This window comes from Streptomyces sp. NPDC097619 (assembly GCF_040302735.1).
Classification (GTDB): Bacteria; Actinomycetota; Actinomycetes; order Streptomycetales; family Streptomycetaceae; genus Streptomyces.
The window spans coordinates 17290-43996 of the sequence record NZ_JBEOSD010000060.1 but is presented as its reverse complement, the minus strand read 5'-3'; the positions used below and the strand labels follow the sequence as shown (position 1 = coordinate 43996).

At 74.6% G+C, this 26707-nt stretch carries 28 protein-coding genes; 17 read left to right on the top strand and 11 right to left on the bottom strand.

Annotation, left to right across the window (positions count from 1 at the left end):
* Nucleotides 1–175, top strand: a 175-nt coding sequence (locus tag ABTZ17_RS18400; protein ID WP_352196690.1) for a fasciclin domain-containing protein, incomplete at its 5' end; no start/stop codon positions are given.
* 147 nt (nucleotides 176–322) lie between these two features.
* Here the strand turns inward: ABTZ17_RS18400 and ABTZ17_RS18395 are convergent.
* Nucleotides 323–751: an ATP-binding protein gene (locus ABTZ17_RS18395; protein ID WP_352196688.1), complete on the bottom strand. Its 429-nt coding sequence runs from the start codon at nucleotides 749–751 to the stop codon at nucleotides 323–325.
* Nucleotides 752–857: 106 nt separating this feature from the next.
* A complete protein-coding gene (locus ABTZ17_RS18390; RefSeq protein ID WP_352196687.1) occupies nucleotides 858–1268 on the bottom strand; it encodes a hypothetical protein in 411 nt (136 codons plus the stop codon).
* Between the two features lie 407 nt (nucleotides 1269–1675).
* Between ABTZ17_RS18390 and ABTZ17_RS18385 the strand changes: the two genes are divergently transcribed.
* The 3 genes from ABTZ17_RS18385 (at nucleotide 1676) to ABTZ17_RS18375 (ending at nucleotide 6273) form a co-directional block, all read left to right on the top strand.
* Entirely contained in the window at nucleotides 1676–2467 is a 792-nt protein-coding gene (locus ABTZ17_RS18385; protein WP_352196686.1) for a helix-turn-helix domain-containing protein, read from the top strand.
* Between the two features lie 249 nt (nucleotides 2468–2716).
* A complete protein-coding gene (locus ABTZ17_RS18380; RefSeq protein ID WP_352196685.1) occupies nucleotides 2717–4795 on the top strand; it encodes a WD40 repeat domain-containing serine/threonine protein kinase in 2079 nt (692 codons plus the stop codon).
* The gene (locus ABTZ17_RS18375; protein ID WP_352196684.1) at nucleotides 4792–6273 is read left to right on the top strand and encodes a serine/threonine-protein kinase; all 1482 of its coding nucleotides are present in this window, start codon (nucleotides 4792–4794) and stop codon (nucleotides 6271–6273) included. The genes ABTZ17_RS18380 and ABTZ17_RS18375 overlap by 4 nt, the downstream gene beginning before the upstream one ends.
* A gap of 19 nt (nucleotides 6274–6292) precedes the next feature.
* Here the strand turns inward: ABTZ17_RS18375 and ABTZ17_RS18370 are convergent, their stop codons facing one another.
* From ABTZ17_RS18370 to ABTZ17_RS18360, 3 genes are all read right to left on the bottom strand, one after another.
* Nucleotides 6293–6610 (bottom strand): hypothetical protein, encoded by a 318-nt coding sequence (locus ABTZ17_RS18370; RefSeq protein ID WP_352196683.1) that lies wholly within the window; start codon nucleotides 6608–6610, stop codon nucleotides 6293–6295.
* A gap of 229 nt (nucleotides 6611–6839) precedes the next feature.
* Nucleotides 6840–7184: a DUF1330 domain-containing protein gene (locus ABTZ17_RS18365; protein ID WP_352196682.1), complete on the bottom strand. Its 345-nt coding sequence runs from the start codon at nucleotides 7182–7184 to the stop codon at nucleotides 6840–6842.
* 197 nt (nucleotides 7185–7381) lie between these two features.
* Nucleotides 7382–7840, bottom strand: coding sequence for a flavin reductase family protein (locus ABTZ17_RS18360; protein WP_352196689.1), 459 nt, complete (start codon nucleotides 7838–7840; stop codon nucleotides 7382–7384).
* Between the two features lie 271 nt (nucleotides 7841–8111).
* On the opposite strand from ABTZ17_RS18360, the gene ABTZ17_RS18355 reads away from it, so the two are divergent.
* Genes ABTZ17_RS18355 through ABTZ17_RS18345 form a run of 3 tightly spaced genes read left to right on the top strand, consistent with a single transcriptional unit; the run spans nucleotide 8112 to nucleotide 9331 of the window.
* A complete protein-coding gene (locus tag ABTZ17_RS18355; RefSeq protein ID WP_352196681.1) occupies nucleotides 8112–8750 on the top strand; it encodes a GNAT family N-acetyltransferase in 639 nt (212 codons plus the stop codon).
* 42 nt (nucleotides 8751–8792) lie between these two features.
* Nucleotides 8793–8891, top strand: a complete 99-nt coding sequence (locus ABTZ17_RS18350; RefSeq protein ID WP_352196680.1) for a hypothetical protein — start codon at nucleotides 8793–8795, stop codon at nucleotides 8889–8891.
* Nucleotides 8888–9331, top strand: a complete 444-nt coding sequence (locus tag ABTZ17_RS18345; RefSeq protein WP_352196679.1) for an SRPBCC family protein — start codon at nucleotides 8888–8890, stop codon at nucleotides 9329–9331. The genes ABTZ17_RS18350 and ABTZ17_RS18345 overlap by 4 nt, the downstream gene beginning before the upstream one ends.
* Before the next feature lie 9 nt (nucleotides 9332–9340).
* Here ABTZ17_RS18345 and ABTZ17_RS18340 read toward each other — a convergent pair whose 3' ends face one another.
* The 3 genes from ABTZ17_RS18340 to ABTZ17_RS18330 form a co-directional block, all read right to left on the bottom strand.
* Nucleotides 9341–10594, bottom strand: coding sequence for an NAD(P)/FAD-dependent oxidoreductase (locus ABTZ17_RS18340; RefSeq protein ID WP_352196678.1), 1254 nt, complete (start codon nucleotides 10592–10594; stop codon nucleotides 9341–9343).
* Nucleotides 10595–10836: 242 nt separating this feature from the next.
* Nucleotides 10837–12219: a radical SAM protein gene (locus ABTZ17_RS18335; protein WP_352196677.1), complete on the bottom strand. Its 1383-nt coding sequence runs from the start codon at nucleotides 12217–12219 to the stop codon at nucleotides 10837–10839.
* Nucleotides 12220–12397: 178 nt separating this feature from the next.
* The gene (locus tag ABTZ17_RS18330; RefSeq protein ID WP_352196676.1) at nucleotides 12398–13738 is read right to left on the bottom strand and encodes a sensor histidine kinase; all 1341 of its coding nucleotides are present in this window, start codon (nucleotides 13736–13738) and stop codon (nucleotides 12398–12400) included.
* Between ABTZ17_RS18330 and ABTZ17_RS18325 the strand changes: the two genes are divergently transcribed.
* Nucleotides 13713–14420, top strand: coding sequence for an MMPL family transporter (locus tag ABTZ17_RS18325; protein WP_502994726.1), 708 nt, complete (start codon nucleotides 13713–13715; stop codon nucleotides 14418–14420). The genes ABTZ17_RS18330 and ABTZ17_RS18325 overlap by 26 nt on opposite strands.
* Nucleotides 14417–15307: a hypothetical protein gene (locus ABTZ17_RS18320; protein WP_352196675.1), complete on the top strand. Its 891-nt coding sequence runs from the start codon at nucleotides 14417–14419 to the stop codon at nucleotides 15305–15307. Before ABTZ17_RS18325 ends, ABTZ17_RS18320 begins: the two co-directional genes overlap by 4 nt.
* A gap of 151 nt (nucleotides 15308–15458) precedes the next feature.
* On the opposite strand, the gene ABTZ17_RS18315 is transcribed toward ABTZ17_RS18320, so the two are convergent.
* Nucleotides 15459–18860, bottom strand: coding sequence for a S8 family peptidase (locus ABTZ17_RS18315; protein ID WP_352196674.1), 3402 nt, complete (start codon nucleotides 18858–18860; stop codon nucleotides 15459–15461).
* A 478-nt stretch (nucleotides 18861–19338) separates the two neighbouring features.
* Between ABTZ17_RS18315 and ABTZ17_RS18310 the strand changes: the two genes are divergently transcribed.
* Nucleotides 19339–19788: an SLATT domain-containing protein gene (locus tag ABTZ17_RS18310; RefSeq protein WP_352196673.1), complete on the top strand. Its 450-nt coding sequence runs from the start codon at nucleotides 19339–19341 to the stop codon at nucleotides 19786–19788.
* A 64-nt stretch (nucleotides 19789–19852) separates the two neighbouring features.
* On the opposite strand, the gene ABTZ17_RS18305 is transcribed toward ABTZ17_RS18310, so the two are convergent.
* The gene (locus tag ABTZ17_RS18305) at nucleotides 19853–20221 is read right to left on the bottom strand and encodes a DUF6221 family protein (RefSeq protein ID WP_352196672.1); all 369 of its coding nucleotides are present in this window, start codon (nucleotides 20219–20221) and stop codon (nucleotides 19853–19855) included.
* 104 nt (nucleotides 20222–20325) lie between these two features.
* Between ABTZ17_RS18305 and ABTZ17_RS18300 the strand changes: the two genes are divergently transcribed.
* The 6 genes from ABTZ17_RS18300 to ABTZ17_RS18275 all read left to right on the top strand — a co-directional run bounded on the left by ABTZ17_RS18300 (nucleotide 20326) and on the right by ABTZ17_RS18275 (nucleotide 24933).
* Complete coding sequence (locus tag ABTZ17_RS18300; protein WP_352196671.1) at nucleotides 20326–20739, top strand: nuclear transport factor 2 family protein; 414 nt, start codon at nucleotides 20326–20328, stop codon at nucleotides 20737–20739.
* Nucleotides 20740–21049: 310 nt separating this feature from the next.
* Nucleotides 21050–21259, top strand: coding sequence for a hypothetical protein (locus ABTZ17_RS18295; protein ID WP_352196670.1), 210 nt, complete (start codon nucleotides 21050–21052; stop codon nucleotides 21257–21259).
* 161 nt (nucleotides 21260–21420) lie between these two features.
* Nucleotides 21421–22044, top strand: a complete 624-nt coding sequence (locus ABTZ17_RS18290; protein WP_352196669.1) for a restriction endonuclease — start codon at nucleotides 21421–21423, stop codon at nucleotides 22042–22044.
* A 9-nt stretch (nucleotides 22045–22053) separates the two neighbouring features.
* Nucleotides 22054–22833 carry a hypothetical protein gene (locus ABTZ17_RS18285; RefSeq protein WP_352196668.1) on the top strand — a complete coding sequence of 260 codons (780 nt, stop codon included), beginning with the start codon at nucleotides 22054–22056 and terminating at the stop codon, nucleotides 22831–22833.
* Nucleotides 22834–22927: 94 nt separating this feature from the next.
* Nucleotides 22928–23743 carry an ArsR/SmtB family transcription factor gene (locus ABTZ17_RS18280; RefSeq protein ID WP_352196667.1) on the top strand — a complete coding sequence of 272 codons (816 nt, stop codon included), beginning with the start codon at nucleotides 22928–22930 and terminating at the stop codon, nucleotides 23741–23743.
* Nucleotides 23744–23901: 158 nt separating this feature from the next.
* Nucleotides 23902–24933 carry a DMT family transporter gene (locus tag ABTZ17_RS18275; protein WP_352196666.1) on the top strand — a complete coding sequence of 344 codons (1032 nt, stop codon included), beginning with the start codon at nucleotides 23902–23904 and terminating at the stop codon, nucleotides 24931–24933.
* Nucleotides 24934–25065: 132 nt separating this feature from the next.
* On the opposite strand, the gene ABTZ17_RS18270 is transcribed toward ABTZ17_RS18275, so the two are convergent.
* Nucleotides 25066–25578: a hypothetical protein gene (locus tag ABTZ17_RS18270; RefSeq protein WP_352196665.1), complete on the bottom strand. Its 513-nt coding sequence runs from the start codon at nucleotides 25576–25578 to the stop codon at nucleotides 25066–25068.
* Nucleotides 25579–25929: 351 nt separating this feature from the next.
* On the opposite strand from ABTZ17_RS18270, the gene ABTZ17_RS18265 reads away from it, so the two are divergent.
* Nucleotides 25930–26685 carry a VOC family protein gene (locus ABTZ17_RS18265; protein ID WP_352196664.1) on the top strand — a complete coding sequence of 252 codons (756 nt, stop codon included), beginning with the start codon at nucleotides 25930–25932 and terminating at the stop codon, nucleotides 26683–26685.
* Nucleotides 26686–26707: the final 22 nt, after the last annotated feature.

The following is a 26707-nucleotide window of genomic DNA, read 5'->3' as shown; positions in this document are numbered from 1 at the left end:
CACCCCGAAGCAGCTGGAGAACGGCTCCTTCGAAACCCTCCAGAAGGGCATGATCACCACCACCGGCTCCGGTGAGTCGTACAAGGTCAACGACAGCGCCAACGTGGTCTGCGGCAACGTCAAGACCGCCAACGCCAACGTCTACATCATCGACACCGTCCTCATGCCCAAGTAGTCCCACCGCGGCGGGGCGATCACGCGTCATCGACGACCGTGGGCCCCGCTCGCCTTCCCGGGGAAGGCGAGCGGGCCCGTCGTCGTCTCCGTGCGGTCCGGAGGGTGGTGGAGGCGGCCGACCCCGTGGAGGGAGAGCGGCCCCGGACTACCAGGTGACGATCGCGATGACCTGCTTGCCCCGAGGGGTGCGGCTGAGGAACAGGTCGGCGCCCAGCGCGCGGACGATCCTCAGGCCCCGGCCGCCGGGCTCGCTCCGCCGGCCACCTCCGCCTCCGTCGGCACCGGGGCGGCGCTCCCGCGTGCCGCCCGAGCTGTCGCTGACGGCGATGCCCGCACGGCCCGGCTCCAGCCCGACCGTGAGCGCGTAGGGGGCTTCGGCGTGCAGGACGGCGTTGGTCGCCAGCTCGGAGACGATCAGCACGAGGTCCTCGGCGACCGCGGGCGGGCACAGGGCCGGGTCCAGGCCCAGCATCGCCGTCACGGTCCGACGGGCGTACCCCGCGGCCCGCGGGCCCGACGGGAGCGGGATGTGGAGTGTCGCGGGACACCCGAGGGGCGCGGTGACGGTGTCCATGGTCCTTCCTCACGGTGGCGCCCTCGTCCGCCGACGTGGCGGAGGGGCGGGGAAGTACGGGAGTGGGGCTCCGGTCCTCCGGAACCCCACGGCGGCCCTGTGCGGGCTACCACTTGTCGTGGCAGTTCCAGTGCGCGGGAACCCAATGGTCGACGTAGTGGCCGGGCACCCAGTGCTGCTTCCAGTACCCGTTGCCCCACCATCCGTCGTGCCGGTTCCCGTGGCGGTCCTGGTAGCCGTGGTGCCAGGTGCCCTGCTGCCACTTCCATTCGTAGTGGCCCTTGACCCACTTCTGGGTCCACTGGCCGTTCACCCAGCCACACCGGTCGTGTCGGTCGTGACGGTCCTGCCGGTGGTCCCGGCGCTCCTCCCGCTGGTCCCGGTCCCCGGTGACCGTCGCGGACGATGCCGGTGCCGCGTTCGCCGTGGTGGAGACACCCACCACGGACGCTCCGGCCAGCAGCCCGACGGACGCGGCCCCGACCACGATCCTTCGCGCCCTCACGGATGCGGTCATCGCTCTCACCTCCTTCGATCCGATCGATCTCGATCGCGGTGTCCTGCGAGCCCCGTGTGGAGCCTTACAGGAGGAATTCGGTACGAAGCGCCGCACGGATGGGCGCCACCGTCCGCACGGCCCGCCGACGACCGATCACGGGGCACCGAGCACCCCCGGCAGGGCGACACCGGTTGCGGAGGTCGAGGACTGGACAGCCTCGTACGGCACCGGGGCGGAGAGGGGCGGGGCGCCGTAGCATCGGTGCGGGGCGAGGGGGGTCGCCACCGGTCCGGGCATGGGGTCGGGATCGGGTGGGGCGCTGATTCGGGGGACGGGTCGTGGCGGATCGGGGCGGGCGGGGGAGTGCGGCGGCGGAGGGCGTTCGCGGGCCGGTGGGCGGGGGGTTGCGGCGGTTCACCCGGCCCGTGCACCCGGTGTTACGGCCGTACCTGCGCGGGCGCGTCGGATACGCGCACCTGGCCGCGCCCTATCGGGTGCAGATGGTCCCGACCGGCCATGTCGTCCTGACGGTCGATCTGGCGGAGCCGTTCCGTCAGGTCCGGCGTCTGGGGTCGCCCGGGCCGGGCACGGGGCGGATCAGTTCCCTGGTCGTGGGGATGGAGGACCGGCCCGCGCTGTGCGAACACCCCGGGGGCCGGCAGGAGGTGATCCGGCTGGAGTTCACGCCGCTCGGTGCCTACCGGCTGTTGGCCCTGCCCATGCGGGAGTTGACCAATCTGGTGCTCCGGCTGGACAGCGTCCTGGGTACGGAGGCCGATCTGCTGGTGGAGCGGCTGGCGGCCACCTCCGACTGGGACCTCCGGTTCGACCTCCTGGACGCCGTCCTGCTCGGCCGCCTCGACCGGGGGCCCGCGCCGGCGCCCGAGGTCGATCGGGCGTGGCACCTCCTCTCCGCCTCCGCCGGCGCGGTCCCCGTCGCCGGCCTCGCCGAGGAGGTGGGGTGGAGCCGCGGCCACCTGGTGCGGCGGTTCACCGAGCAGGTCGGGCTGTCGCCGAAGACCGCGGCCCGGGTGCTGCGGTTCCGTCGGGCCGCGGAGATGCTCGCCGGCGGGACCGTCGGCCTCGCCGAACTCTCGGCCGCCTGCGGCTACTACGACCAGGCCCATCTCAGCCGTGAGTTCCGGGCCCTCGCCGGGATCACCCCCGGCCGGATGACGACGGCCGTCCGGCCCGTCGAGGACGCCGTCGCCCTGTGACCCGAGGTGACCGCGACGTCCCGAGGTCACATTCGTCCAATCCAGGTCCCTCCACCGCCGCCTACGCTCCGCTGGGCGGTACCGATCGCTCCCACGCCGCCGGCCCTGACAGGGGTCCGAGGGGGGCGGGACGAGGACGTGTGACCGGCGATCGGTGACCGGCGTCCGGCGGGACGGCGCCACGGGGGTGTGGCGTCCGGCGGGACGGTCCGTCCGCGGGAGGGCGGGAAGAGCGGGGAGGGGACCGGGATGACGGCGCCTTTGGCGGCGGGCGATCCGCGCGAGGTGGGCGGCCACCGGCTGGTGGGGAGGCTGGGCGGCGGCGCGTTGGGGACGGTGTTCCTCGGCCGTTCGCGCGGCGGACGACTGCTCGCGGTCCGGGTGGTCGGGCCGGAGCCGGCCGCCGACGGCGAGTTCCGGCGCCGCTTCGAGGAGATGGTGGTCTCCGCGCGCGCCGTGAGCGGCGTCCACACCGCGCGGGTGGTGGACGGTGGTACGGACGGGGCCCTGCTCTGGCTGGCCGGCGAGTACATCGCGGGCCCGTCGTTGCGGGAGGCGGTGGCGGCGCACGGGCCGCTGCCGGTGGGGGCGGTCCGGGCCCTGGGGGCGGGGCTGGCGGAGGCGTTGGCGGGGGTGCACGCGGCCGGGCTGCTGCACGGCGGGCTCACCCCGGGGGATGTGATCCTCGCCGATGACGGCCCGCGCCTGACCGATTTCGCCCTCGCCCGGCTGTGGGACTCCGTACACCCCTCCCGTACGGTCGCGGCCGCCCCGGGCGGCACCTTCCTCGCACCCGAGCAGGTGCGGGTCGGTACGGCGTCACCGGCCTCGGACGTGTTCGCGCTCGGCGGGGTACTGGTCTTCGCCGCCACGGGCCGGAACGCGTTCGGTTCCGCCGCCGGTTCGGACGCGCTGCTGCGGCTGGTCGACGGGGAGCCGGACCTCGACGGGGTGCCCGCCGAACTGCTCGACCTGGTCCGGGACTGCCTGGCCAAGGAACCGGAGCGGCGGCCGGAGGTGGGCGAGGTCCTGCGGGGCCTGGCCGGGGAGGCTCCGGGCGCCTGGCTGCCCCCGGACGTCGCGGACATGGTCGGCGAGCGGAGAGCCCGGGCCGGAGCGCACGACACGGGCCGCCGGCCGAGCCGGCGGGCCCTCCTGCTGGCCGCGGGGGCCGGTGCCGTCGGACTCGTGGGCGTACCGGTCGGGATCCGGCTCGCCTCGGACGCCGCCGCGGGGACACCGGGGCCGACGCGTTCCCCGGCGGGCACCCCGACGGCCGGGGCCGGCTCCTCCGCGCCCGCACCCGAGGCCGTACGGCTCGGTCCGGCCGTCACGATCGAGCTCGGCCGCACCGACAACGAGGACGCCCGCAGCCTCGCCTACAGCGGGGACGGTCGGCTGCTGGCGGCCGGCGGGTTGAACAAGGTGGTCCTGATCGACCCGGTCGCGCGGAAGAAGACGGGGGAGATCACGTTCGGGCGCGCCATGGGCGTGGTCTCCGCCCTGGCGTTCAGCCCCACGGGAGGTCTGCTGGCCGCGGCCTACGCCCTGCCGCGCTACCCGCGGAGCCCCAAGGCCGAGGACCGCGCGCGCGGGCGCGTCGCCGTCACCCTGTGGGACCTCGCGTCCCGCCGTGAGGTGCGCATGCTGACGAGCGCCGCGGAGGGGAACCTGCTGACGCAGGCGAACACCGTGGCCTTCAGCCCGGACGGAAAGCTGGTGGCGCTCGGCCGCGACGGGGGCGACAGCATCGGCAAGGCCGTGGTGTGGGAGGTCCGTTCGGGCCGGCAGGTCGCCTCCCTGGCAGTCGGTCCCGGTACGAAGGACACCTTCGGCCGGGCGGACAGCGTCGTGTTCAGTCCGGACGGCAAAGTGCTGGCCGTCGGGTACGGGGCCGACCTGGAGGGGGCGATCGACCTCTTCGACACCGCCTCGTTCGCACGGATCGCCACGCTGCCCCTGCTCAGGACGGACCTGTTCGGCGTCGCCGACCTCGCCTTCACCCCGGACGGTCGGACGCTCTACGGGGCGTTCGGAGGCCTCGCCGGCTGGGACACCTCCTCCTGGAAGCGGACCACCACCCTCGCCGCGGTCGAGGCGCGATACCAGTCGATGGCCCTGAGCCACGACGGGAAGCTCATGGCCGCGACGGACGACAGGGGCGGCGGCCTCACGCTCTGGGCCCTCTCCTCCGGACGGTGGACGCCGGTGCCGACGGCGCACGTCACCGGCGGCCTCGTGGCGTTCGCCCCCGACGGCAGGACGATCGCCATGAACGTCGACACCGCCGAACTCCTGACGGCGGTCCAGATCCGGTCGATCGGATGATCGAGGCGCCGGCCGGGACGGACCCCCGTCACGTCGGCCCGTACGAGCTGGTGCGGAGGCTGGGCCGGGGCGGGATGGGCGAGGTCTTCCTCGGCCGCTCGCCGGGCGGACGCCTGGTCGCCGTCAAGTTGGTGGCCGCCGAGCTCGCGCACGACGTCGAGTTCCGCCGCCGGTTCGCCCTGGAGGTCAGCGCCGCGCGGAAGGTGGGCGGCTTCTACACCGCGCAGGTGGTGGACGCCGACACCGACGCCGAACGGCCCTGGCTGGTCACCGCCTACATCGCCGGTCCGTCGCTGCAGCAGGTGGTCCGGGACACCGGGCCGCTGCCCGAGCGGGCGCTGCGGGTGATCGGTTCCGGTCTGGCCGAGGGCCTGGCGGCGATCCACGCCGCCGACCTGGTCCACCGCGACCTGAAGCCCGGCAACGTCATCGTCGCCGACGACGGCCCCCGCGTCATCGACTTCGGCATCGCCCGCGCCCTCGACGGCGGCCTGCACACGGGGGCGGTGATCGGCACGCCCGGCTACATGTCACCGGAACAGGCGCGCGGCGAGCCGACGGGCCCGGCCTCCGACGTCTTCGCGCTCGGCTGCGTCCTCACCTTCGCGGCCACGGGACACAGCCCCTACGGACAGGGCCGTCCGGACGTCATCCTCTACCGGACGGTGCACCAGGCCCCCGACCTCGACGGGGTGCCCGAGGAACTGGCCGCCTTCATCAGGATCTGCCTGGACGCGGAGCCGGCGAGGCGCCCGCTGGTGTCGGACGTACTGCGGCACCTGGCGACCCCGGTCGAGGACACCCGGTGGCTGCCCTCCGGGGTGGTCGCGATGATCGGCGAGCGGCGCGGCGAGACGCTCCTGCTCCGGGAGCGTCCGACGGTCGAGGAGCCCACCGCGCCCCGGCCGGGGCGCCGACGGACCCTGGTGGCCGCGTCCGCCGCGCTGGCCGTCGGCGGTGCCGTCTGGGCCGCCCTGTCGTTCCCGAACCCGTTCGGCGAGGGAGGAACGGGAGCGCGGGGAGCGGAACCGACGAACACGGTGGCGGCCTGGAGCGGCGACCCCTGCGACCTCACCACCTACGACCTCACCCAGGCCAACCACCTCACCAGCGTGGGGCAGCCCGACGACTTCACCGAAGGCCCCGCGAAGGTGCGGACCTGTAGTTGGCGGCTGGGGCCGGCCACGACGGGCAACCGCAGCTCGATGACGCTCGCCTACGCCAAGGCACCCTTCCGGATGATCTCCGACCGCAAGGCCCCGAAGGACGCGAGCGAGCTCGACCTGACCGACCTGGACTCCGGTGCGGTCTACGCGGACACGCACGACCTCCAGTGCGAGGTCAGCTGGCGCACCCTCGATGGCTACGCCGCTGTCGTCCAGGACCAGCCGGTCGGCACCGTCGACTGTTCCTCCGCCGTCGACTTCGCCAGGGACGTGTCCCCGAGGCTGGCCGGCGGCACGGAGGACGCCCCGTGACGCCCCGCGAATCGGCCGCTCAGGAGAGGTAGAGGCTCATGCCGGGAGCCGGGCGGAGGGTCTGGCCCGGCAGCACGGCCGCGGTGACCCGGCCGTCGCAGAACGGGCCCGACCACACGAACGCCGTCTCGTCCGTGAGGTTGGTGACCTCCGAGGGGGCGTAGTCCCCGAGCGGGTGGCAGCCGGAGGGGTCCGTGCGCACGGACCCGTCGATGAGCAGCACCCCGCGCGCGGAGCCCGCCGTGGCGGTGCCGGGGGCCACCAGCCCCAGGAGCAGGGCCGCCGCCGCCCCCGCTCCGGCCGCCCGCGCGATCCGCCGCATTCCGTTCCCGTCCATGCCTCGTACCCGTTCCTTCCGTCCCACCGGACCAGCCGGCCCCTGCGAACCCTTCCGTCACCGAAGGTAGGGGTTCGCTACTGCTCGTGACACGGTGTGCGGGGGTGCACAGGGGTGCGAGGGGGGCGCGCGGAGCCCGCGGAGTCGGTGGGGGGAGCGGGGGGAGCGGGCGGGGGAGTGAACGGGGCGGACGCGGGGCAGCGTCCGGGGCAGCCGGGGCAGCCGCGGGTCAGAGCCCGGCGGCCTCGCGGAGGGCGGCGGCGGTCTTCGCGGCCTCGTAGCCGGCGGGAACCCCCTCGACGAGGATGATCTCGCCCGGTATGTGGTCGGTCCGCAGCGGCAGCAGCTCCTGGTAGGCGGGCGAGGCGTACCAGGCGCGGGCCTGCTCGATGTCGGGGAAGGCGATCATCACGACGGTCCCGGGGAAAGGGCCCTCCAGGACCTCGACCTCCGTGCCGTGGACGAGGAAACGGCCGCCGAAGGGGTCCATCGTGGCCTGGATGCCCTCGATGTAGCGGAGGATGTCCTCGTTCATGGTCTCGGGACGGATGAGTCCGATGGCGTACGCGGTCATGGCGTTCCCCCTTGCGACGGGCCCGCCGGTGCGGGCCGTGGACCACATCCTGGCAGGGGCCGGTGGGGGGCCGCGATTACCTCCGGGGTCATGACGGTCACCGTCCGGTCATCGGGCGGTCGGCTCCAGGGATCCAGGGATCCAGGGCCTCAGCGATTCAGGGCTTCAGCGATTCAGGGCTTCAGGGCGCCAGGTCTTCAGGCCGGGTGGCCGGCCCGCAGGTCGCGGACGTCCCGGTAGCGCAGGGGCGGGCGCGGTCCGCCGGGTGCGGCGGGTGACACGGCCACCGGAGCCAGGACGAACCCGACGTGGTCCCCGTCGCCGGGCCGGCCGTCGAGCAGCGCTTCGATCCGGCCGGTGAACCAGGTGGACGCCCGCTCCAGCACCGGGCCGCCCTCCGGGCCGGGCCGCCAGTCGACCCCGGCGAACTTGTCCACGTCGTCCCCGGTCCGCCCGCCGAAGTGCTCCGCGAGGTCCCGGTCCCCCGGGTGGAGGAGGTGGACGGTCAGGTGGCGGGCGGTCCGGGCCACCCGGTAGGTGTGGTTCACGACGGACAGCCACACCGTGAACCGCGGCGGATCGATCGACGACTGCGAGGCGAAACCGACCAGGCAACCGGCCCGCTCCCCGTCCGCCGCCACGGTGACCACGTACATCGCCCCGTCGAGCGCGTCGGTGAACGTGTCGAATCCGGGTTCCTGCGGTGCGCGCTGTCGAGGGTCCGGTTCCGCTCGCCCGGAATCCGTCACGGTGGTGCCTCCCGATCGTCCGGTGTCCCCTGCCCTTGTTCCGCCGTATCCCCCGTATCCCCCGTATCCCCCGTATCCCCTGTTCCCTGTGCTCCTTCCCCGCGCGTCGGGGGTCGAGGCCCCGCGCGGGGAACAGCACCCCGCCGGCCGTCCCCGGGGCCCTGTGTACGGTCGGTCCGTGATCGAACAACCGGTACTGCGCGCGCCCGGGGCCGGTGGCGTCCCCGGCCTGGTCCTGCGGCCCTGGGGCGAGGAGGACGTCCCGGCCCTGCTCGACGCCATGCGCGACCCGGGGATGCGCCGGTGGCTGGTCACCTCGCTGGAGACCCCGGCGGAGGGGCTGGCCTGGGTGGCCGATCAGCGGCGGACCCGTGAGGCGGGGACCCGTTTCGGCTTCGCCGTCCTCGAATCCGGACCCGAGGCGTTCGGACGGGGCGGCGCCCCGGCGCGGCTCGTCGGCAACGCCGTCCTCAAGGGGCTCGCACCGGGCAAGGCATCGGCCGAGGTCGGGTACTGGACCGTCGCCGACGCCCGTGGGCGCGGGGTCGCGGCCCGCGCCTTGGGAGCGCTCACCGACTGGGCGTTCGCCGCCTTCGGGGACACCGGGCCGCGTCGCCTCGACCTGCTGCACCAGGCGGGCAACCTCGCCTCCTGCCGCGTCGCGGAGAAGTGCGGGTACGCCCTCGACGGCCTCCTGCCCGCCTTCCCGCCGGACTTCCCGGAGCAGGGCCACCGACACGTCCGGCACCACCCGGGCGCATCCGCGGCCGGCGCCGGGGTGGAAGACCGGGTGGACGGGGCAGACGCCCCGACGTGACCGGGGCGGGCCGCCGCCCCGACCGGCCCTCCGGGAGCCACCATGACGGAGGCCACCATGACGGAGGCCACGATGGCGGGAGCCACGATGACGGGAGCCACGATGACTGCGGGAGCCACCATGAACCGAGCACGCCGATGATCCGGGTACGCCGCACGATGGTCGTCCCGCGGCCCCTCGCCTCCGCCGTGGACCACCTCGCGGACTTCGGGAACGCCCGGGACTGGGACCCCGCCACCGTCTCCTGCGTCCGCCTCGACGAGCCCCCGCCCGGCGCCCCGATCGAGCCCGGTGCCCGCTGGCGCAACACCTCGCGCTTCCGAGGGCGCACCAGCGACGTGGACTACCGGCTCGCGGTCCGGGAGCCGGACCGGCTGCTCTTCACCGGAGAGAACCGGACCGTGGCCGTCCGCGACGACATGCGGTTCCGCGCCCTGCCGGACGGCACCACCGAGCTGACCTACGAGGCGGTGTTCCGTTTCAAGGGCGTGGCCCGGCTGGTCGCGCCGTTCCTGCGCAAGGACGTGGAACGCCTCGCGGACGGCGTGGCCGAACGACTGCCCCGCGCCACCGCGCCCTAGAGCCTGTCGTCAGCGGCTGCGGAGGTCCGCGAGGAGTTCGCGGGCCGCCCGGGCACCGGAGGCCAGCGCGCCCTGTACGGAGCCGGTGGCCCGGTGGTCCCCGCACACGTACCGGCCGCGGGAGAAGCGGGCGGTCCGGGACAGCGGCCACGGCGGCGGCATCGCCGGCAGTGCCCCGGGGACGGGACAGCGCGCGACCAACTCCCAACCCGAGGTGTCGGTTCCGTACAGCTCGGCCAGCCGGCGCCGCACCGTGTCCTCCCGTCCCGGACCGTCCGGTCCGAGGACGGTGGAGGACACCAGGGCGGTGCCGGGCGGCGCGCAGTCCGGGTTCACCGCGCTGAGCACGCAGGTGTTGACGACGGTCAGGGTGCTGTCGGTCAGCAGCACCGGCTCGGCCAGCGGGGCCCGTTCCGCGGCGTGGTAGTACGTGGTGGCCGTGCGCTGCGCCGGGACCTCCAGGCCGGGCAGCAGCCGGGCGGCCGACCAGGCGTCCGTGGCCACGACCACCGCCGCCGCGGGCAGCTCGCGGCCGTCGGAGAGGAGCACCCCCGACTCGGTGAGTTCGGCGACGGGGCTCTCCAGGCGGAGGGTCCCGGCCGGGAGGGCGCCGGCGAGCTGGGCCGGGGCGGCGCCGATCCCCTCGGAAGGCAGGCACAGGGTGCCGCGGGCCATGCTGCGCCACACCAGGTGGAAGTAGCGGGCGGAGGTCTCCAGCTCGTCCTCCAGGAACACCCCCGCCAGGAAGGGCTTCAGGAGTCCGTCCACGGCGGTCCCGCTCAGCCCGGCGCGGCGGAGGGCGGCGGCGGTGGTGTGGTCGGGGAGCCGGTCCTTGAGGGTGCGGACGGGCGGCAGGGCGTCCCGCAGGGAGAGCGCGGCCAGGGCGGCGAGGTCGCGGGCCGAGAGGGCCCGGCCCGGCAGCAGGGCGGCCGCCTCGCGGGGCCGTCGGGTCGGGTCGGTGAGGCGCACGGGACCCGAAGGGGTGTGCGCGAGGACCCCGGGGGTGAAGGGGCGCAGCCGCAGGGGGCGCAGTCGCATCCGTCGTTTGACCTGCGGATAGGCGGTGTTGAACACCTGGAAACCGCGGTCGAGGAGGAAGCCGTCCCGCCGGTCGGTGCGCACCCGGCCGCCGACCCCGTCGGAGCCTTCGAGGAGGGTGACGCGCAGGCCCGCCTCCAGCAGGTCCGCTGTGCAGGCCAGGCCCGCCATTCCGGCGCCGACGACGATCGCGTCGCGGGGCTCCGTCCCGTGTTCACCGGCCACCGGAACTCCGATCCTCGAGGATGGGCACGGGCCATCGTGGCACGACGGCCCCCGGCCCGGGGCCCGTGCGGCGGAGCTCCGGCCGCCCCCGCCCGCCCCTTCACCCGAACGGCGGACATGGGGGGCGGGTACCGGCGGCGGACACGGGCGGGTGCCGGGCACGGCGGGGCCACGGAGCGGGGCCGGGCATCGCCGGCCCCGCCGCGCGTCGGGCCGCGGGGCCGGGCGGGCCGGGCGGGCCGTCAGGCGGTCGTGGCCGGGCCGGTGCCCGAGGGAGTCGGCGGGGTGTCGCCGGTCTCCGGGGCCTCCAGGCCCTCCAGGCTGTCCATGAAGGAGCTGACCGAGAACACCGCGCGCCCCGGACCCGCCGGCCCGTACCCGGGCGGGGAGCTGAGGCCGAAGTCCTCCAGCGTCGCCCGGTACGCCTCCAGCAGCCGGATGTGGTACTCCAGCGGGGCGCCCAGCGGGTTGGCCTTGCCCAGCGGGGTGGTCGGCTCCGGGCACCAGGTGGTGAAGCGCGGCACCACCCCGTGCGACATGAAGAACCGCAGCCCCTCCGTGGTCGACTCGATGGCCTCGCTCACCTTGGTGAAACCGAAGGGCTCGGCCATCTCGATGCCCGCCACGAAGTTCGGGATGACGTTGCGCGGGCCGAAGATCTCGGTCGAGTCCAGGATGCGCCGGTGCCATTCGTCGCGGCCGACGTACCGCTCCTTGCCCGGGCAGTGCAGCTGGAACAGCCGCCGGTCCCACACCTCGAAGTTGGGGTGGTAGATGCGGACGCCGTGGTCGTGGAAGCGCTGCACGGCGTCCCGCGGCAGGGCCTGCGCCACGACCTTGCCGATCCACCGGCCGGGGAAGCGCTCCTCGATGGCCTGCGCGTACTGCCCGTAGAAGTCGGCCTCGTCGCGCCCGCCGACCTGCGAGGTGATGGAGCCGCCGGTCAGCGTGTACGCCCGCGAGATGCCGGCGGTGTCGTACCGGTCGATGATCTCCAGGGCCTCCAGCACCTCCTCCACCGGCTTCACACCGGTGTAGGGGCGGCCCGCCGCCTTGTGCTGGCGCCAGTTGTGGTTGATGTCGCAGAACTGGCACTCCTCCTTCGCGCCGAAGTACTGGCACACCCGGAACACCGTCAGGTAGATGAGGTAGCCCCACTGGATGGTGGGCGCGACCTCCATCACCGACTTCCCGTTCGACAGGGTGTGCCGGTAGTACTCGGGCATCGGCGGCAGGCCCACGTCGGAGATCCGGGCCCCGTCCAGGTACAGGCCGAGGCGGCCCTCCTCGTCCCCGCGGACCACGTAGGGGGAGTCGGGGTTGACCCGGACCGAGACGACCGTCCGCCGCAGGTCGTAGGGGCCGCCGGTGAGGACGATCTCCTCCGGCGGGCGGTTCAGCGCGGCCGCGCCCAGCTCGGGGAGGGTGCGGTGGTCGAAGGAGAAGATGAAGTACGACTTCGGCTTGACGTCGCCGGCCCCGCCGTTCGCCGTGCCGCTCAGCGCGGACTCGTCGAAGGCCATGCCGCCCCGCAGCAGGTCCTCCTTGATGACCGCTTCCCGGGGCACGTGCGCGAAACGTCCCATCAGGTCTTCGATGAGCGCGGTGCGGCTCTGGCTCTCCACGGGCTGTTCTCCTCGCAGGACGGAGTGGGACGGCCCGGTCGTCAAGGGCGGACGGCCGGACTGGTGCGCGGCGGGCCGGGGTGCGGCCGACCGGCACTGGTCGATCTACCGCCAAAACCGTAACCGGCCGGGAAGGGGCGGAACGACGCGGGGGTGGCGCCGCGGGGTGTGGCCTCCCTCACCGCACGGCGGTCCCACGGGGCGGATCCGGGAGGTCGCCGGGCAGGTCGGTGGGCAACTCGGCGGGTACGGTCAGGGTGAAGGCGGCCCCGCCCTCCGGCCCGTGACCGGTGAGGGTGAGGACGGCGCCGAGACGGCCCGCGAGGCGGTGCGCGAGGGCGAGGCCGAGACCGCTGCCCCCCGGACGGAGCCCCCGGTACCGGTCGTGGAGGGCGCCCCGCTCGAAGGCCACCGCCACGTCCTCCTCTGTCAGGCCGGGCCCGCCGTCCCGTACCTGGAGGACCGCCCCGCCACCCGCCGACGGAGCCCGCGACGCCACCGCGAGGACCACCGGGGCTCCCTCGGGCGTGACGCGCAGGGCGTTCTCCAGCAGGCAGTCCAGCAGCTGCCGTACGCGGAACCCGTCGGTCCGGACGGTCATCGCGACCGGCGGTTCGGGCCGTTCCAGGCGCAGGACGACGCCCCGGCGGGCGCACCGGTCCCGCCAGGTCTCCGCCGCCGACCCGACCAGGGCGGCCAGGTCCGTGGGTCCGGGGTCGAGGCGGAAGTCCACCGCCTCCAGCCGGGCCAGGTCGAGCAGATCGCGCAGGAACCGGTCCAGTCGTCCGGCCTCCCGCAGCATCAGGGCACCCGTCGCGGGGACCCGATCCGCCGGGATGACACCGTCGGACAGCGCCTCGGCGTAGCCGCTGAGCGTGGTGAGCGGCGTGCGGATCTCGTGCGAGACGGACATGAGGAAGACCCGCTGCCGGTCCTCGCTCCGCTCCAGGGCCTCGTCGAGCAGCAGCAGGGCCCGGTGCAGCTCCGCGACCTCGGCGGGGCCGCGGTCCGTGGTCGTGGCGGGGCCCGGTGCCGGGTGCGTCGGAGGCGGTTCCGGGAGGGCGTGCGGATGCTCCGGCACCCTCCCGCTCCCGTCTCCGTACGTGGTTCCGCTCATGCTTCCGTTTTCGGTTCTCGTTCCGCTCCGGGTCCGGGTCCGGGCGAGGCTCCGGGCCAGCTCGGCGGCGCGGGTCAGGGGGCGGGCCAGTCGGCGGGCCAGGAACCAGCCCGCCAGCGCGGCGCCGGCCAGGCCCGCGCCGAGGGGCAGCAGCAGGTTCCGGCGGAGCCGGGACGCGGCGGCGTCCACCTCGGCCGTGGACCGTGTCAGCACCACCGCCCCGCCCCGTCCGGTCCATCCCTCGACCAGCACCCGCCGGCCGTCGAGGGTGCCCTCCGCCGACAGCGGGCGGCCCGTCAGCAGCCGGTCCCGCTGGGCCGTGGACACGGCCGCCGCGGCCGGGCCGCGGAGCGTGCCCGAGGGGTCCATCACGGCGATGCCCAGCCCGGCCGCCTCCGCCACCACCGGCTCCCCGTCGGAGAGCACCCCGGCCACCCGCGGCAGCCGACTCAGCACCTCGGCCTGCCGGGCCAGCGCCCTGCTCAACCTCGTCTCGATCGGCGCCTCCTTCGGGGTGGTCGTCGCCGTCTTCCAGTGGGGCTGGGGCAGTTCCCTGCTCGGCGTGCACGAGACCGTCCCCGTGGAGTCGTACGTCCCCATGATGATGTTCGCCATCGTCTTCGGACTCTCCATGGACTACGAGGTCTTCCTGCTCTCCCGGATCCGCGAGCACTGGCTCGCCGGCCACGACAACGGCGACAGCGTGGCCCTCGGCCTGGCCTCCACGGCCCGCGTGATCAGCTGCGCGGCCCTCATCATGACCAGCGTCTTCCTGGCCTTCCTGCTGTCCGGCGACACGGTGGTCAAGATGCTCGCCCTCGGCCTCGGGGTCAGCGTCGTCCTCGACGCCACGGTGGTCCGGCTCCTGCTGGTGCCCGCGACCATGACCCTCATGGGTCGCGCCAACTGGTGGCTCCCCGCCTGGCTGGACCGCGTCCTCCCCCGCCTCGACCCGGAGGGCCCTCCGGAACCGTCCGAGGAGGCCCCGGAACGGGCCCCGGGGCGGACCACCGACACCGACACCTATGCCGACACCGGTACGGGAACCGGTACCGGCACGGGCACCCGGGAGGCCCGCGCATGAGGGCCCGCACCCCATCCACCGCCGCACGGACCAGCGGCCCCGACCCCGAGCGCGTTACCGACCGCGATCCCGACCGTGCGGCCGTCACCCGCCCCCGCGGTGGGCGACCGCACCCGCGCCCCCGCCGCCGCAGGCTCGTGTTCCGCGCCCTCGCCGTCGTCCTCGCCCTCCTCCTGGCCTGGTACACCGCCGAGACCGTGGCGGGCCGGCTCATCGAGCACCGCGTCGCCGAAGCCCTGCGCCCGGTCCTCGGCGACGGCGACGTGCGGCTCGCCGGTTCCGGACTCGCCGCCCTGGCCCGGGACCGCGCCGAGCGGGCCCACGTCACCGCCGACGACGTCCGGTTCGGACGGTTCGAAGGGGTCCGGGCCGACCTCACCCTGGAGGACCTCCGCTTCGGGACGGAGGCCGGGGCCGCCGTGGGCGCCGTCACGGGCACCCTGACCGCGCCCGCCGACACCCTCCGCGCCGGACTGGCCGGCTCCGGAGGCCCCGTCGAGGTCACCTCCGTGGTCCCCGACCCCACCGGCGGCACCCTCCGGATCGGGCTCGGCCCCGGCGGCGCGCTCACCGCCTCCGTGCGCCCCGCCCTCGGAGACGACGGCCGCCCGACCTTCACCCTCACCGGGGCGACCCTCTTCGGCGCCCCCGCCCCGGCCCCCCTCACGGAGCGGGTCCGCACCGCGCTGGCCGACCGCACCGCCGACGCGGAAGCGCCCGCGCCCCGCCTCACGCCGACGGCCGTGACGGTCACCGCTGAGGGCCTGGTCCTCACCGTCCGCGCCCACGACCTCCGGCCCGCCGCCGAAGGGGGTCGACCCCACCCGAGTCCACCCGACCCCGCCCGAGCCCACGCGACCGCGCCGACCACCGGGCGGGCCCGCTGACCACCGGGGCAGCCCGCCGCACACCGACCGGGCCGGGCGGCCCGCCCGGCCCGGACGCGCGCCACGGGAACGGGCCCCGGATCCGAAGATCCGGGGCCCGTTCCCGTCAGCCCTCACACCCCCACCGGCACCCCACGGTGCCGCTGCGACCTCAGGGCGCCAGGCGGTAGGCGTCCGAGAAGGTGGTGCGGAGGGTGTTCCCGGAGGTGTCCTTCAGGTCCACCCGGAACGCCGTCGTCTTCGCCGCCGCCGGGTGCACCACCGTCACCGACCGCGCCCCCGCCGCGTCGGTGGCCACCGTCAGCGCCTTCCACGTGGTCCCGCCGTCGAAGGACACGCTCACCGCGAGCGAGGCCACCTTGCCCGGGGCCGCGGCCGGCCCGCCCACGAACAGCGGGACCTTCAGCGTGCCGCCCGCGGGGGCGGTCCCGTTCAGGCTCAGCGCCGGCGACAGTCGCACCGTGGACAACGGAAGCTTCACCTGCTGGTCCCCGGAGGGCCGGGCCGAGGTGAAGGTCCAGACGGCCGCCACCTTCGTCCCGATGGTGGCGTCGGCGGCGGGCCGCTTCCCCTCCATCGTCAGCCGGTACGCGGCCGAGGCGGCGGGCACCTCGGCGCCCACGTAACCGGGGGAGTCGTACTCGGCGATGATCCGACCGCCGGACTCCAACCGGCTGAAGCCCGTGGCCTGGGCGTAGCCCTCGTGTCCGCTGCCGTCCGCGAACAGCGAGACGTTCGCGTCCAGCCGGTCGCCGTACCGGTACGCACCCTGATCGCCACCGGACAGGTCGGGCCCGAACACACCGGTGTTGAAGGTCAGCGCGTACCGCTTGCCCGCCGTGTACGCGGCCATCGGCACGTAATGCCCGGTGACCTCCTCACCGGCGGCGTTGAGCTGCGCCGCGCTCCAGTCCCACGACACCCCGGCCGTGTTGACGTACTGGGTGCGGCTCAGCGGCAGGCTCGCCTCGATCGGCGGGTGCATGCCCACCCCGAAGCCCTCCGTGTACGGGGTGGCGTGCACCACTCCCTTCGCGCTCACCGAGGCGCCCATCGCCAGCTTGACCTCGGCGAGTTCGGCGCGGGTCACGGCCCGGCTGAGGCCCGTGAAGAAGGTGCCCCTGCGGAGGAAGGCGAACCGGTAGTCGGTGGCGGTCCCCGCCGCGCCGGGCGTCTTCCAGAGGCCGTGGTACTGGGCCTGCAGACCCGGGGATTCCGCGCCCAACCCGGCCGTGGCGAAGCGGGTGGCCCCGTCGATCACCCAGGAGGTGCCCACCCAGGCGGCGGGGGCGTCGTAGCCCATGACGGCGGACACCCGCTGCGCGGTCGCGTCCGGCGCGGTCACCGCGAGCGGCTTCGCCACGCGGGCGTCCAGCGTCACCGAGGTCTTCCCGGTGACCTTCAGCGCCGGCTGTACGAGCGCGGCCGTGCGGTTCCCGCTCCCGGGGCTGTACACCAGGGACTCCACCAGGTAGGTCCCCTTCGGCAGCCTGTGCACGACCGAACCACCGGCCCGCAGCGGCAGGTCGACCCGCCGCACCCCGTTCGGGGTGGGCCACATCACGGCCGTCGCGTACGAGGCCGCGCCGGCGCCCGTCTCGTCGAGGTGCCGGAAGGTCACGTCGTACGCCTCCGACTCGCGGACCGCGACCAGCGGGGTCCGCACCGACTGGTCGGTGCCGTACGCCGTCACCGTGCCGCCGAGGGTCCCGTCCAGGGTGCCCTTGCGGGTGTCGACCGTGACGGTGGTCCTCGCCGTGCCGCCCGCGGGCACCGTCAGCTGCGGGTCCGCGAGCACGAAGGTCCCGGCCGGCGCCGGACGACCCGCCGGGTCCGTCCCGGCCACGCTCAGCCGCAGCTTCACCGACCGCTTGCCGAGGTTCCGGTACGTCAGGGTCTTCACCACCGGGGTGTCGTCGGCGTGCGGCCACAGCTGCGTGCCGAAGTCGACCAGGGCCGGTTCGGAGACCACCGTGGCGGTGCGCGCGCGGGTGAGGTCCACCCGGCCGGCGCCCTGCTGGTACGGGTTCAGCGCCGACACGGCCTTCGAGGCACCCGTCAGCAGCGCCTTGACCCGCGCCCCCGACCAGTCTGGATGCTGCTGGAGCAGCAGGGCGGCGGCCCCCGCCACGTGCGGGGTGGCCATGGAGGTCCCGGACATCGACACGTAGCCGGTGCTGCCCGGCGGCACGTGCCCCTGGGTGGACTGCGCGGCCATGATGTCCACGCCCGGGGCGGTGATGTCGGGCTTGGCCACCCCCGCCGCGGTCGGGCCGCGGCTGGAGAACTCCGCGAGCCGGTCCTGCTTGTCCACCGCGCCCACGGTCAGGGCCGCGGGCGAGCTGCCCGGCGAGGCGATGGTGCCCCGGCCCGGCTCGCTGCCGTTGTTGCCGGCCGCGATCACGAACAGGGCCTTCGCGGAGAGCCGGGCGACGGCCTCCTCCTTCGGGTCCACGCCCGCGTCGTCACCCCCGCCGATGCTCATGCTGACGATCTTCGCGCCCTGCTCGACGGCCCACTCCATGCCGCCGACGATGTCGGAGTCGGTGCCCCAGCCGTCGTCGCTGAGCACCTTGCCGTCGATCAGCCGCACGTCCGGGGCCACGCCCTTGTAGCGGCCGCCGGACTTCGCCCCGGACCCGGCGATGGTGGACGCCACGTGCGTGCCGTGCCCGTGCCGGTCTTTGCCGTCGGCGGAGTCGCTGAAGTTCTTCTCCGCGATCTCCAGGCCCTTCAGGTCCGGGTGCGTCTGGTCGATCCCGGTGTCCAGGACGGCCACCTTCACGCCCTTGCCGGTGTACCCGGCCTGCCACATCGAGGGCGCCCCGATCTGCGGCACGCTCTTGTCCAGCGCGGCCTTGACCCGTCCGTCCAACCACAGGTGCGCGATCGCCCCGCCGGCGGCGGACGCGGCCCCCGTACGGGCCCCCGTCCCGGCCCCGACCGGACCCGCGACGGCCGCCCACAGCGCGGCCGTACCGCCCTTCGGAGCCGTGAACGCCTCGCCGTCCACCGCGGACAGCGTCCGGCGCTCGCGGGCCGTCCGGTCCAGCACCCCCCGGAACGCGGCGAAGGACTCGCGCGACCGGGCGTCCTTCCGGTAGCCGACGATCAGCGGCAGGGTGCTGCGGCGCGCGTCGTCGTACCCGTCCGCGACCAGCCGCGTCACGTCGAACAGCCGCCGGTCCACCACCCCGTCGGCCAGCGGGCGCTGCGCGTCCTGCGGGATCACGTACGTACGGCCCGCCTCGCGCCGCACCGTGAAGACGATGCCCTCCCGGCCCGCGGCGCGGTCGATCCGCACCACCTTGCCGTCCCCGCCGAGGACCACCTCGTCCCCGGTGACCAGCGTGACCACCGTCGACCGGGCGGCCTTCCCCCGGACGACGCCCTTGCCGTCGACCCCGCCGGCGGCGCGGCTCGCGCTCCCCTTGCCACCCTGGCTCCCGGGGGAGCGGCCGTCCTGCGCACCGGCCGGAGCCGTCCCCGCGACCAGTGCTCCGACGACCGCGGCGGCCAGCGCCACCGTCCCCGCCTTCGATGTACGTCCCACCCGTGGACCCCCGTCTCTGGGCATGCCAATCCGGTCGCCCCCTATCACGCCGTGCGGGCCGGATCGGTTCTGTCCTCGGGGGACGAATTCACCGCGATTTCGAGGGGAGTTGTGGAAGATCGGGCTCCGGCGGGTGGCGGGACGTGTGAGCGGCCGGCGGGACGGCCGGCCGGCGGGACGGGTGGGCGCGCGCCGCGGCGGAACCGCGTCGGGAGGCGTCGCGTCTGCGGGGGAGCGGGGCGGTCGGCGGTCCGCGAGGGGTGAGGGGTACGGGAGGGGCGCGTCGGTGGGCACGGGCGGAGGTCCGGAGACCGGAACGGTGAACGGCACGGAGATCGGCACGGTGAACGGAACGGGCGGTGGGACCGAGGGTGGGGCGCGCGGCGGGACGGGTCGGGGCGGGCCGAGCGGGGAGCCCGGTGGGGAGACCGGGCCCGGGGCCGCGCCAGGCCCCGTACCCGGCTCTCGTGAGGCGGCCGTGTTCCTGACGGAGCGGCTGCGGGAGGGGACGGCGTACGCCCGGGGCAAGAAGCGGCGCTTCGGCCGGCGGGCCTCGGCCACGAAGGTGGCGAGCCTGGTGCTGTCGGCGGCGTCCACGGTCATCCTGGGGCTCCAGGACCTCAACGCCTGGGCGGACCTGGCGCTGGCCTGCGTGGCGGTGGTGACGCTGCTCGGGGCCGTCGAGCCGTTCTTCGACTGGCGGTCGCGGGCGGTGCTGATGGAGGAGGCCCAGTACCGCTTCCACCGGCTCGCCGACGACCTCGCCTACCTGCTGGCGACCACCCCGCCGGAGGAGCTGACCGTCGAGCGGATCGACGGGCTCTTCGCGCGCTACCAACTCGTCTGGGACGACCTCAGCCGCGGCTGGCTCGACCACCGCCGGGAGACGGGGACGCCGGGTCCGCCGGGCACCGGCCCGGGAGCCTGACCGCGACGCCCGGCCCGCGGCGGGCGCGGTGCGCCGGTGGGGCGGGGCGTCGGGGCAGGAGGGATCAGGGGCGCCAGTGGCTCCGGTAGTCCGGGTGGGCGGAGTACGGCAGGGCCAGGACGCGCAGGGTCCACTCCGTGGTGACCGGTGGCACCGGGAAGCGGGCGCCGGTGTCGTCGTACAGCCAGCGCTGCCCGTCCTCCTCGTGCACGGGCCCCATCCGGTGCAGGGCGCAGGCGCGGCCGAAGCCGTGTCCCCGGCCGGTCGCGCATTCCGGTGGACAGTCGGCGACGGAGGCGTCCACCAGCAGCCGGGCGGCATGGGCCTGGGCCATCACCCGGGCCGCCGCCCAACTGCCGTCCACGGCGGCGGTACGAGCGTCTTCCGCGTCCTGGCGGAGGCGGGCGCGCAGGAACTCCACGAGGTCGTCCATGGCGCCAGTATGACCGGAAGCGGGGGGTGGGGGCTTGGCCGATCCGGTCCGGCGGCCTAGGCTCTGAAGGCATTATTCAACTTGTTGCAAAAACAGGGAGAGCCGTGCACCCCTTCCGCACCGCCGTCGAGAACCGGGACCACGTCGCGATCGAGGAACTCCTCGCCGACGAGGTCGTCTTCACCAGCCCGGTCGCCTTCAAGCCGTACCCGGGCAAGCCCGTCACCGCGGCGATCCTGCGCGCCGTGATGCGGGTCTTCGAGGACTTCCACTACGTCCGCGAGATCGGGGAACCCGATGCCCGCGACCACGCCCTGGTGTTCCGGGCCACCGTGGCCGGCAAGCAGATCGAGGGCTGCGACTTCCTGCACTTCGACGAGGACGGCCGGATCGACGAGTTCACCGTGATGGTCCGCCCGCTCAGCGCCGCCCAGGCCCTGTCGGAGGCCATGGCCGCCCAGTTCGAGCGCATCACGCGCGAGGCGTCGGAAGCGACGGGGGCCACGAACACCCCGTAACACCCGCCACCCCGGCCCGAGCCCCGCGCCCGCCCCCCGCCTACCGCCGGCCCCGCACCGCCCGGGAGCCCCATGGGCCTCCCGGGCCGCGGTGGCCACAGGTGGCGCCCGGTTCGCGGTGGTCCTCGGCGGCCACGGGTGTGACACCCCCTCCCGCGTTGCTCGAACGCCCGTCCCCGTGGATCCGGCCTGTCCCGCCGGGATGCCGCCAAAGCGGGCGATACCCCCTCGGGAGCCGCGCCCCACGGCTACACAGGAGGTACGGGGCGGCGGTCCGCCGCCCCACGGGACTTCCGGGGGGGACTGCCGCGTGCTGACGATCGACCTGGCGGTACTGCTGCTCGTCATCGTGGTCCTGCGGCTGCGTCGCCGCACGCAGGCGCGGAGCCGGGCCGACGAACGCTTCACCGTCCTCATCGTATTGGCCCTCGGCGTGGTCCTCGCGCCCACGGCCATCGGCCGCGGCATCAGCGACCTCCTCGGCCAACTCGTCGACAGCGTGGGCGGGATGCGGCTGTGAGCGTCCACCGTGCCCGCACTCCTCGCGATGGGCGCCCGGCCCCCGGGCCGGTCCCGCACCGACCCCGCTCCCGCCGTCCGGCCCGGCGGCGCACGACACCGCGCGGCCGAGGGGGACGACGAGAACGCCCGTGGGCCTCCGGGGACGTGGGTCTCGCCGTTGTGTCGGCAGCGGTCCTCCTCAGCCTGACCGCGTCCGCCCTGCGCTGGGCGGCCGAGCACCCGTGGACGGTGGCTGCCGTTCTGCTCGTGGCTGCCGTCGCGGCGGGTGCCCTGCTCCGGCGCCGCCGCGAGGCCGCGCGCCGGGAGCGGGTCCGGGCGAGCGCACTGCGTTACGCAGTCGGGCAGCTCGACGCCCTGGACCACCGTGCCTTCGAGTTCGCCGTCCGTGACCTCATGCGCCGTGACGGCTGCGCGGACGCCCGTCAGGTGGGCGGCCGCGGGGACAACGGCGCCGACGTCAAGGCCACCGACCCCTATGGACGGCTCTGGGTGATCCAGTGCAAGCACCGAAGGGACGGCTGGTCCGGGAAACCCGTGGGCACGCCAGCTCTCCAGGTCCTGAACGGCACCGGCCGCCAGGTCCATCACGGCGACGTCCTGGTCATGCTGACGAACGGCCGGATCACTGCCGACGCCACCGTTTTCGCCCGCTCCCAGCGCCTCCACCTGGTGGACCGCCGACTCCTCGCCGAATGGGCCGCGGGCGGGCGGCCCTTGTGGGAGCTGCTGCGGGTCCTTCCCCCGGGCTCCCCGGGGCGGTGGGGTGTCCGTGGGGGCGTCTAGGGTGCGGGGATGGAGACGATCTACCTGAGTTGGGCCGAGACGGCCGAGCTGTTCGAGCGGCGCGGCTTCCCCGCGGACTGTTACGGGAACCTCGACGAGGACGAGTACATCCTGCACCCCGGCCCCGCCGCGCTGTCCGGGTCGCTGTGGCTCGACGACCACCAGTACCGCCACCTCAACCCGTGGATCAAAGCCGGGGGACGGCCCCAGTACGAGGGGATCGACGGCGCGGTCTCCGGGTACGTCATCGACGGCGACCTCCACGTCGACGGCAACATACTCAACCTCGACCACGGCAGCCCCTCCCTGATAGTCCTCGGCGACCTGAAGGCCGCCAACCTCGTGCTGAGCGGCAGCTCCCGCCTCCTCGTGCAGGGCAACCTCGAAGTCGAGGCATTCCTCGGGGACTCCACCGAGCAGTACGTCGAGGTCCTGGGGGACCTGCGGGCCACCGTCGCGGTGTGCTGGGACGAGTTCCTGCCCGAGATCGGCGGCACGCTCCGCGGCCGGCCCCTGGTTCCCGACTACGTCGACCTCGGCCCCGGCGGGTACGGACCGGCCGTCGCGGACCCGGACCCCGCCGCCGCGCTCTCCGCGCTCCTGGTCCCGGAGGTCCTCGCCGCCCCGGACGGTACGAACGGTGGGCACGGTGAGGACGGGGACGAGGAGCGCCTCGACGGATCGGGCCTGAGCCACGCACGCCTCGTCGACCGGCTGGTCCGGGGCCTGCCGGTGGTCCGTGGCGGTCGCACGGTGGCCGCTCTGGAGGAGCTCCCGGCCCGGGACTGACCCCCGTGACACCCCCCGTGACACCGTCGAGGCACGGGGCGCGCCACCCCGGGACCGTTCGCCAAACAGCGAAGGGTTCAGGCACCCTGAGGGCATGACTCCGCAGCGTGGCGCCGCCGCTCCCGGCACCGGATCCGAGCCCCGACCCGACTCCGGACCCGACTCCGGATCGAACACCGCATCGGACACCGGGGCCGATCGGGGGTCCCGTACCGCTCCCGCCGCCCGGCTGGCGCAGCTGGCCGGGGCGTTGGCGGACGAGACCCGGGCCGCGCTCTGCCTGGCCCTCCTGGAGGGGCGAGCCTGGACGGCCGGCGAGCTGGCGCGGATCGCGCAGGTCGCGCCCTCCACCGTCAGCGGCCACCTGGCCAGGCTCATCGAGGCGGGCATCTGCGTGACGGAACGGCAGGGCAGGCACCAGTACGTGCGGATCGCCGACGCCGCGACCGCCCGCCTCGTGGACGTGCTCGCCTCGCACGCGATCCCGGACCGGGACGCCCCGTACACGGTGCCCGTGGTCTCCGCCCCGGACCCGCTGGCGCGCGCCCGGACCTGCTACGACCACTTCGCGGGACGTCTGGGCATGGCCGTGACCGGGGCCATGGCCGACCGGGGGCTGTTGCGTGCCGACGGCGTCTTCGAGCTGACCGACGCCGGTCGGGAGTGGTGCGCCACGGCCGGGCTGGACCTGACCCCGGCGGGCCGTCGCCGCCCGGTGAGCTCCTGCCTGGACTGGACCGAGCGCCGCCGCCACCTCGGCGGACTGCTCGGGGCCCGCTTCTGCGCCAAGGCGCTGGCGGAGGGCTGGGTCCGTCGCTCGGAGACCGGCGGCCGGGGCCTGCTGGTCACGGCCGAGGGGGAGCGGGCCTTCGCGGATCTGCTCGGGATCGGCCCGGGGGACTGGGCCTGACCGGAGTGAGCCTGACCGGACCGGGCCTGGCGGAAGTGGGCCTGGCGGAAGTGGGCCCGACCGCAGCCGGCGCCTTCTCGTCCGCCGCACGCGGGGTGCCGCCACACCCCTGATTATTTCGGTGGACGCCGAAGTGTCACGGTCCTAGGGTGAGGAGCATGGGACCCCGCTTCCGGCCGTCGCCGCCCGCCCGTGCCCTGACCCTCGGCGCCGTCACCTTCACGGTGCTGGCCTGGGCCTCCGCCTTCGTCTCGATCCGCAGCGCGGGCGCGGCCTACTCCCCGGGGGCCCTGGCCCTCGGGCGGCTGTTGACCGCCTCCGTGGTGCTCGCCCTGCTGCTCCTGATCCGCCGCGAGGGCGTCCCGCCGCGTGGTGCGTGGCGGGGCATCCTGGTGTCCGGACTCGTCTGGTTCGGCGGCTACACGGTGATGCTGAACTGGGGCGAACGCCTGGTGGACGCGGGCACGGCGGCCCTGCTCGTCAACGTCGGCCCCCTCCTCATGGCCCTGATGGCCGCCCGGCTGCTGGGCGAGGGACTGCCGCGCCCGCTGCTGGCGGGCATGGGCGTCTCCTTCGCGGGAGCCGTGGTCGTCGGCCTGTCCATGTCCGCGGCGGGCGGCTCCGGCGGGGAGGCGGGCGAGGGGAGCTCCACCTCGGTGCTCGGCGTGGTGCTCTGCCTGCTGGCCGCCGTGGCCTACGCGACGGGGGTCATCGCGCAGAAGCCCGCGCTCTCCTTCGGCTCCCCGCTCCAGGTCACCGCGTACGCCTGCCTCGTCGGCACCGTCGCCTGCCTGCCCTTCGCGGGCCGACTCGTCGCGGAGGTGCCGGAAGCGCCGCTTTCGGCCACCCTCAACATGGTCTACCTCGGTGTGGTCCCGACCGCCCTCGCGTTCACCACCTGGACCTACGCCCTGACCCGGATGCCCGCCGCGAAGCTGGGCGCCACCACCTACGCGGTCCCCGCCATCGTGGTCCTGCTCAGCTGGATCCTGCTGGGCGAGGTGCCGGCCTGGCTCACCCTCCTCGGCGGCGCCCTCTGCCTGGCGGGGGTCGCGGTGTCCCGCCGCGGCTCCGCAGCCCCCCGGGCCCCCAAGTCACCGGCGGCCGCATCCGTCCCGGGGTCCGAGGCCGCCCCGGAGGCGGACGGCGCCGGCGCGGCCCGCGCCACGGATCCCGCACGGCGCCCCTGACGGAGCGGGGGACCACGGACACGGGAACGGCCGCCGCCCCCCGGAGGGGAGACGGCGGCCGTTCCCGTACCACCGCACCGCTACACCGCACGGAACCACACTGCACCGCACCGGCACCGCGGCGCCCGGATCCTACTCGTCGGGATAAGGGACCGGGAACGGGTCGGGGATCACTCCGATGAGGACCACCGAGCCGTTGATCTGGCCGACCTCGCCGATCGCCTCACCCTCGGCGTAAATGTAGGCGAGCAGCGGGATGAACATCGCGTCGAGTTCCGGGAAATCCTCCACGGCGTCGCCGAGGACTTTCTCCAGGGCGGAGGCCGCGCTGGTGACCATCTCCACCGCGTAGGAATTCAGGTGGATCTTGTAGCCGAGGTCCAGGAACCCGTACAGCTCGCACCAGATGTTCGGGCCGTCGTCGGGGCGCTGCCGCCCGGCCGCCCGGAGCTTCGCGAGCACCGCCTCGTCCGGTACCACGGCGGGCTGCGCCCTGGCCTCCAGGGCCTTCCGCGCCGAGGCTTCGAGGTCGAGCCCGGTGCCGAGGGAGGCGCTCTCCTCCCGTTTGCGGGCGAACAACTCCTCGATCTTCTGGATGCGTTCCTGTACCTGTTCCTTGCTTATGGTGGTTTCGCCTTCGGGCATAGTTTTCCGCACTCCCGTGTGGTCCGCCGATGGGCGGGACCCATTCAGCCGTAAATGCCTCCCGCCGTCCACCGCGCGATCCGGCCAAATTCGCGTGATCCGATCTCGGGGCGGGATTCTTTCGTCTTCTTCGAATGGGATGGTGACCGGCGTGACGAGAGGGCAGGAAAACCGGTGGAGGAGTCGCATAAATGCGCGCCACCCCCGGTTTTCGTGCGCCAGTGCGAGGATTACCGGCCCGGACCCGGGGCATCGCGGATCCCGGGCGCCGGATATCCGAGAGGTCGCGGAAGCGCGCCTTCCGGGGACCGGGGGCCGTACCGGCGGGTACCGCTCCCTAAGATCACCGACATGGCAATGCGACCCGTCAACGTCAACATCAAGGCCGTCGACCCCGACCGCGTCGGCGGCTTCTGGGCGGAAGCGCTCGGTTGGGGACTCTCCAGCGAGGCGCCCGGCGTCTCCAACGTCGAGCCCGGCGGCGGCTACGTCTGGCCGGATCCGTCCGCGCTCTGCATCGACGTCGTCGTCGTCCCCGAGGCCAAGGCGCCCGTGAAGAACCGGGTGCACCTCGACCTCGCCACCACCTCCGCCGCCCACCGGGCCGAGACGGTCGAACGGCTCCTCGCCCTCGGCGCCACCCGCGCGGACGTCGGCCAGGGCCCCGACGTGCCGTGGACCGTGCTCGCCGACCCCGAGGGCAACGAGTTCTGCGTCCTGGAGCCCCGCGAGGTCTACCGGGACACCGGGCCCGTCGCCGCCGTCGTGGTCGACTGCGAGGACCCCCGCGCCATGGCCCGCTTCTGGGACGCGGCCACGGACTGGACCCTGCACTCGGTGTCCGGGGACAGCGCCGTCCTGCGCTCCTCCCACGGAGTGGGCCCGTACCTGGAGTTCCTGCGCGTACCGGGTGCGAAGACCGTCCCGGACCGGGTCCACGTGGACCTGCTGCCCTACCCCGGCGACGATCAGAAGGCCGAGGTCGCGCGCCTCCTCGCCCTCGGGGCCGTCCCGTTGGACCTCGGGCAGGGCGACACCCCCTGGACCTGCCTCACCGACCCGGAGTCCCACGAACTCTGCGTCCTGGCCCCCCGGCCCGCCGGATAGGGCCTCCGCCCCGCCGGTCCGC

What these genes read in the sequence shown, in the direction of transcription:
- ABTZ17_RS18395 (WP_352196688.1), bottom strand. Translation starts at nt 751, where the DNA reads ATGGACACCGTCACCGCGCCCCTCGGGTGTCCCGCGACACTCCACATC.
- ABTZ17_RS18390 (WP_352196687.1), bottom strand. Translation starts at nt 1,268, where the DNA reads ATGACCGCATCCGTGAGGGCGCGAAGGATCGTGGTCGGGGCCGCGTCC.
- ABTZ17_RS18380 (WP_352196685.1), top strand. Translation starts at nt 2,717, where the DNA reads ATGACGGCGCCTTTGGCGGCGGGCGATCCGCGCGAGGTGGGCGGCCAC.
- ABTZ17_RS18375 (WP_352196684.1), top strand. Translation starts at nt 4,792, where the DNA reads ATGATCGAGGCGCCGGCCGGGACGGACCCCCGTCACGTCGGCCCGTAC.
- ABTZ17_RS18370 (WP_352196683.1), bottom strand. Translation starts at nt 6,610, where the DNA reads ATGGACGGGAACGGAATGCGGCGGATCGCGCGGGCGGCCGGAGCGGGG.
- ABTZ17_RS18365 (WP_352196682.1), bottom strand. Translation starts at nt 7,184, where the DNA reads ATGACCGCGTACGCCATCGGACTCATCCGTCCCGAGACCATGAACGAG.
- ABTZ17_RS18360 (WP_352196689.1), bottom strand. Translation starts at nt 7,840, where the DNA reads ATGTACGTGGTCACCGTGGCGGCGGACGGGGAGCGGGCCGGTTGCCTG.
- ABTZ17_RS18350 (WP_352196680.1), top strand. Translation starts at nt 8,793, where the DNA reads ATGACGGAGGCCACCATGACGGAGGCCACGATGGCGGGAGCCACGATG.
- ABTZ17_RS18345 (WP_352196679.1), top strand. Translation starts at nt 8,888, where the DNA reads ATGATCCGGGTACGCCGCACGATGGTCGTCCCGCGGCCCCTCGCCTCC.
- ABTZ17_RS18325 (WP_502994726.1), top strand. Translation starts at nt 13,713, where the DNA reads ATGCCCAGCCCGGCCGCCTCCGCCACCACCGGCTCCCCGTCGGAGAGC.
- ABTZ17_RS18320 (WP_352196675.1), top strand. Translation starts at nt 14,417, where the DNA reads ATGAGGGCCCGCACCCCATCCACCGCCGCACGGACCAGCGGCCCCGAC.
- ABTZ17_RS18305 (WP_352196672.1), bottom strand. Translation starts at nt 20,221, where the DNA reads ATGGACGACCTCGTGGAGTTCCTGCGCGCCCGCCTCCGCCAGGACGCG.
- ABTZ17_RS18285 (WP_352196668.1), top strand. Translation starts at nt 22,054, where the DNA reads ATGGAGACGATCTACCTGAGTTGGGCCGAGACGGCCGAGCTGTTCGAG.
- ABTZ17_RS18280 (WP_352196667.1), top strand. Translation starts at nt 22,928, where the DNA reads ATGACTCCGCAGCGTGGCGCCGCCGCTCCCGGCACCGGATCCGAGCCC.
- ABTZ17_RS18275 (WP_352196666.1), top strand. Translation starts at nt 23,902, where the DNA reads ATGGGACCCCGCTTCCGGCCGTCGCCGCCCGCCCGTGCCCTGACCCTC.
- ABTZ17_RS18270 (WP_352196665.1), bottom strand. Translation starts at nt 25,578, where the DNA reads ATGCCCGAAGGCGAAACCACCATAAGCAAGGAACAGGTACAGGAACGC.
- ABTZ17_RS18265 (WP_352196664.1), top strand. Translation starts at nt 25,930, where the DNA reads ATGGCAATGCGACCCGTCAACGTCAACATCAAGGCCGTCGACCCCGAC.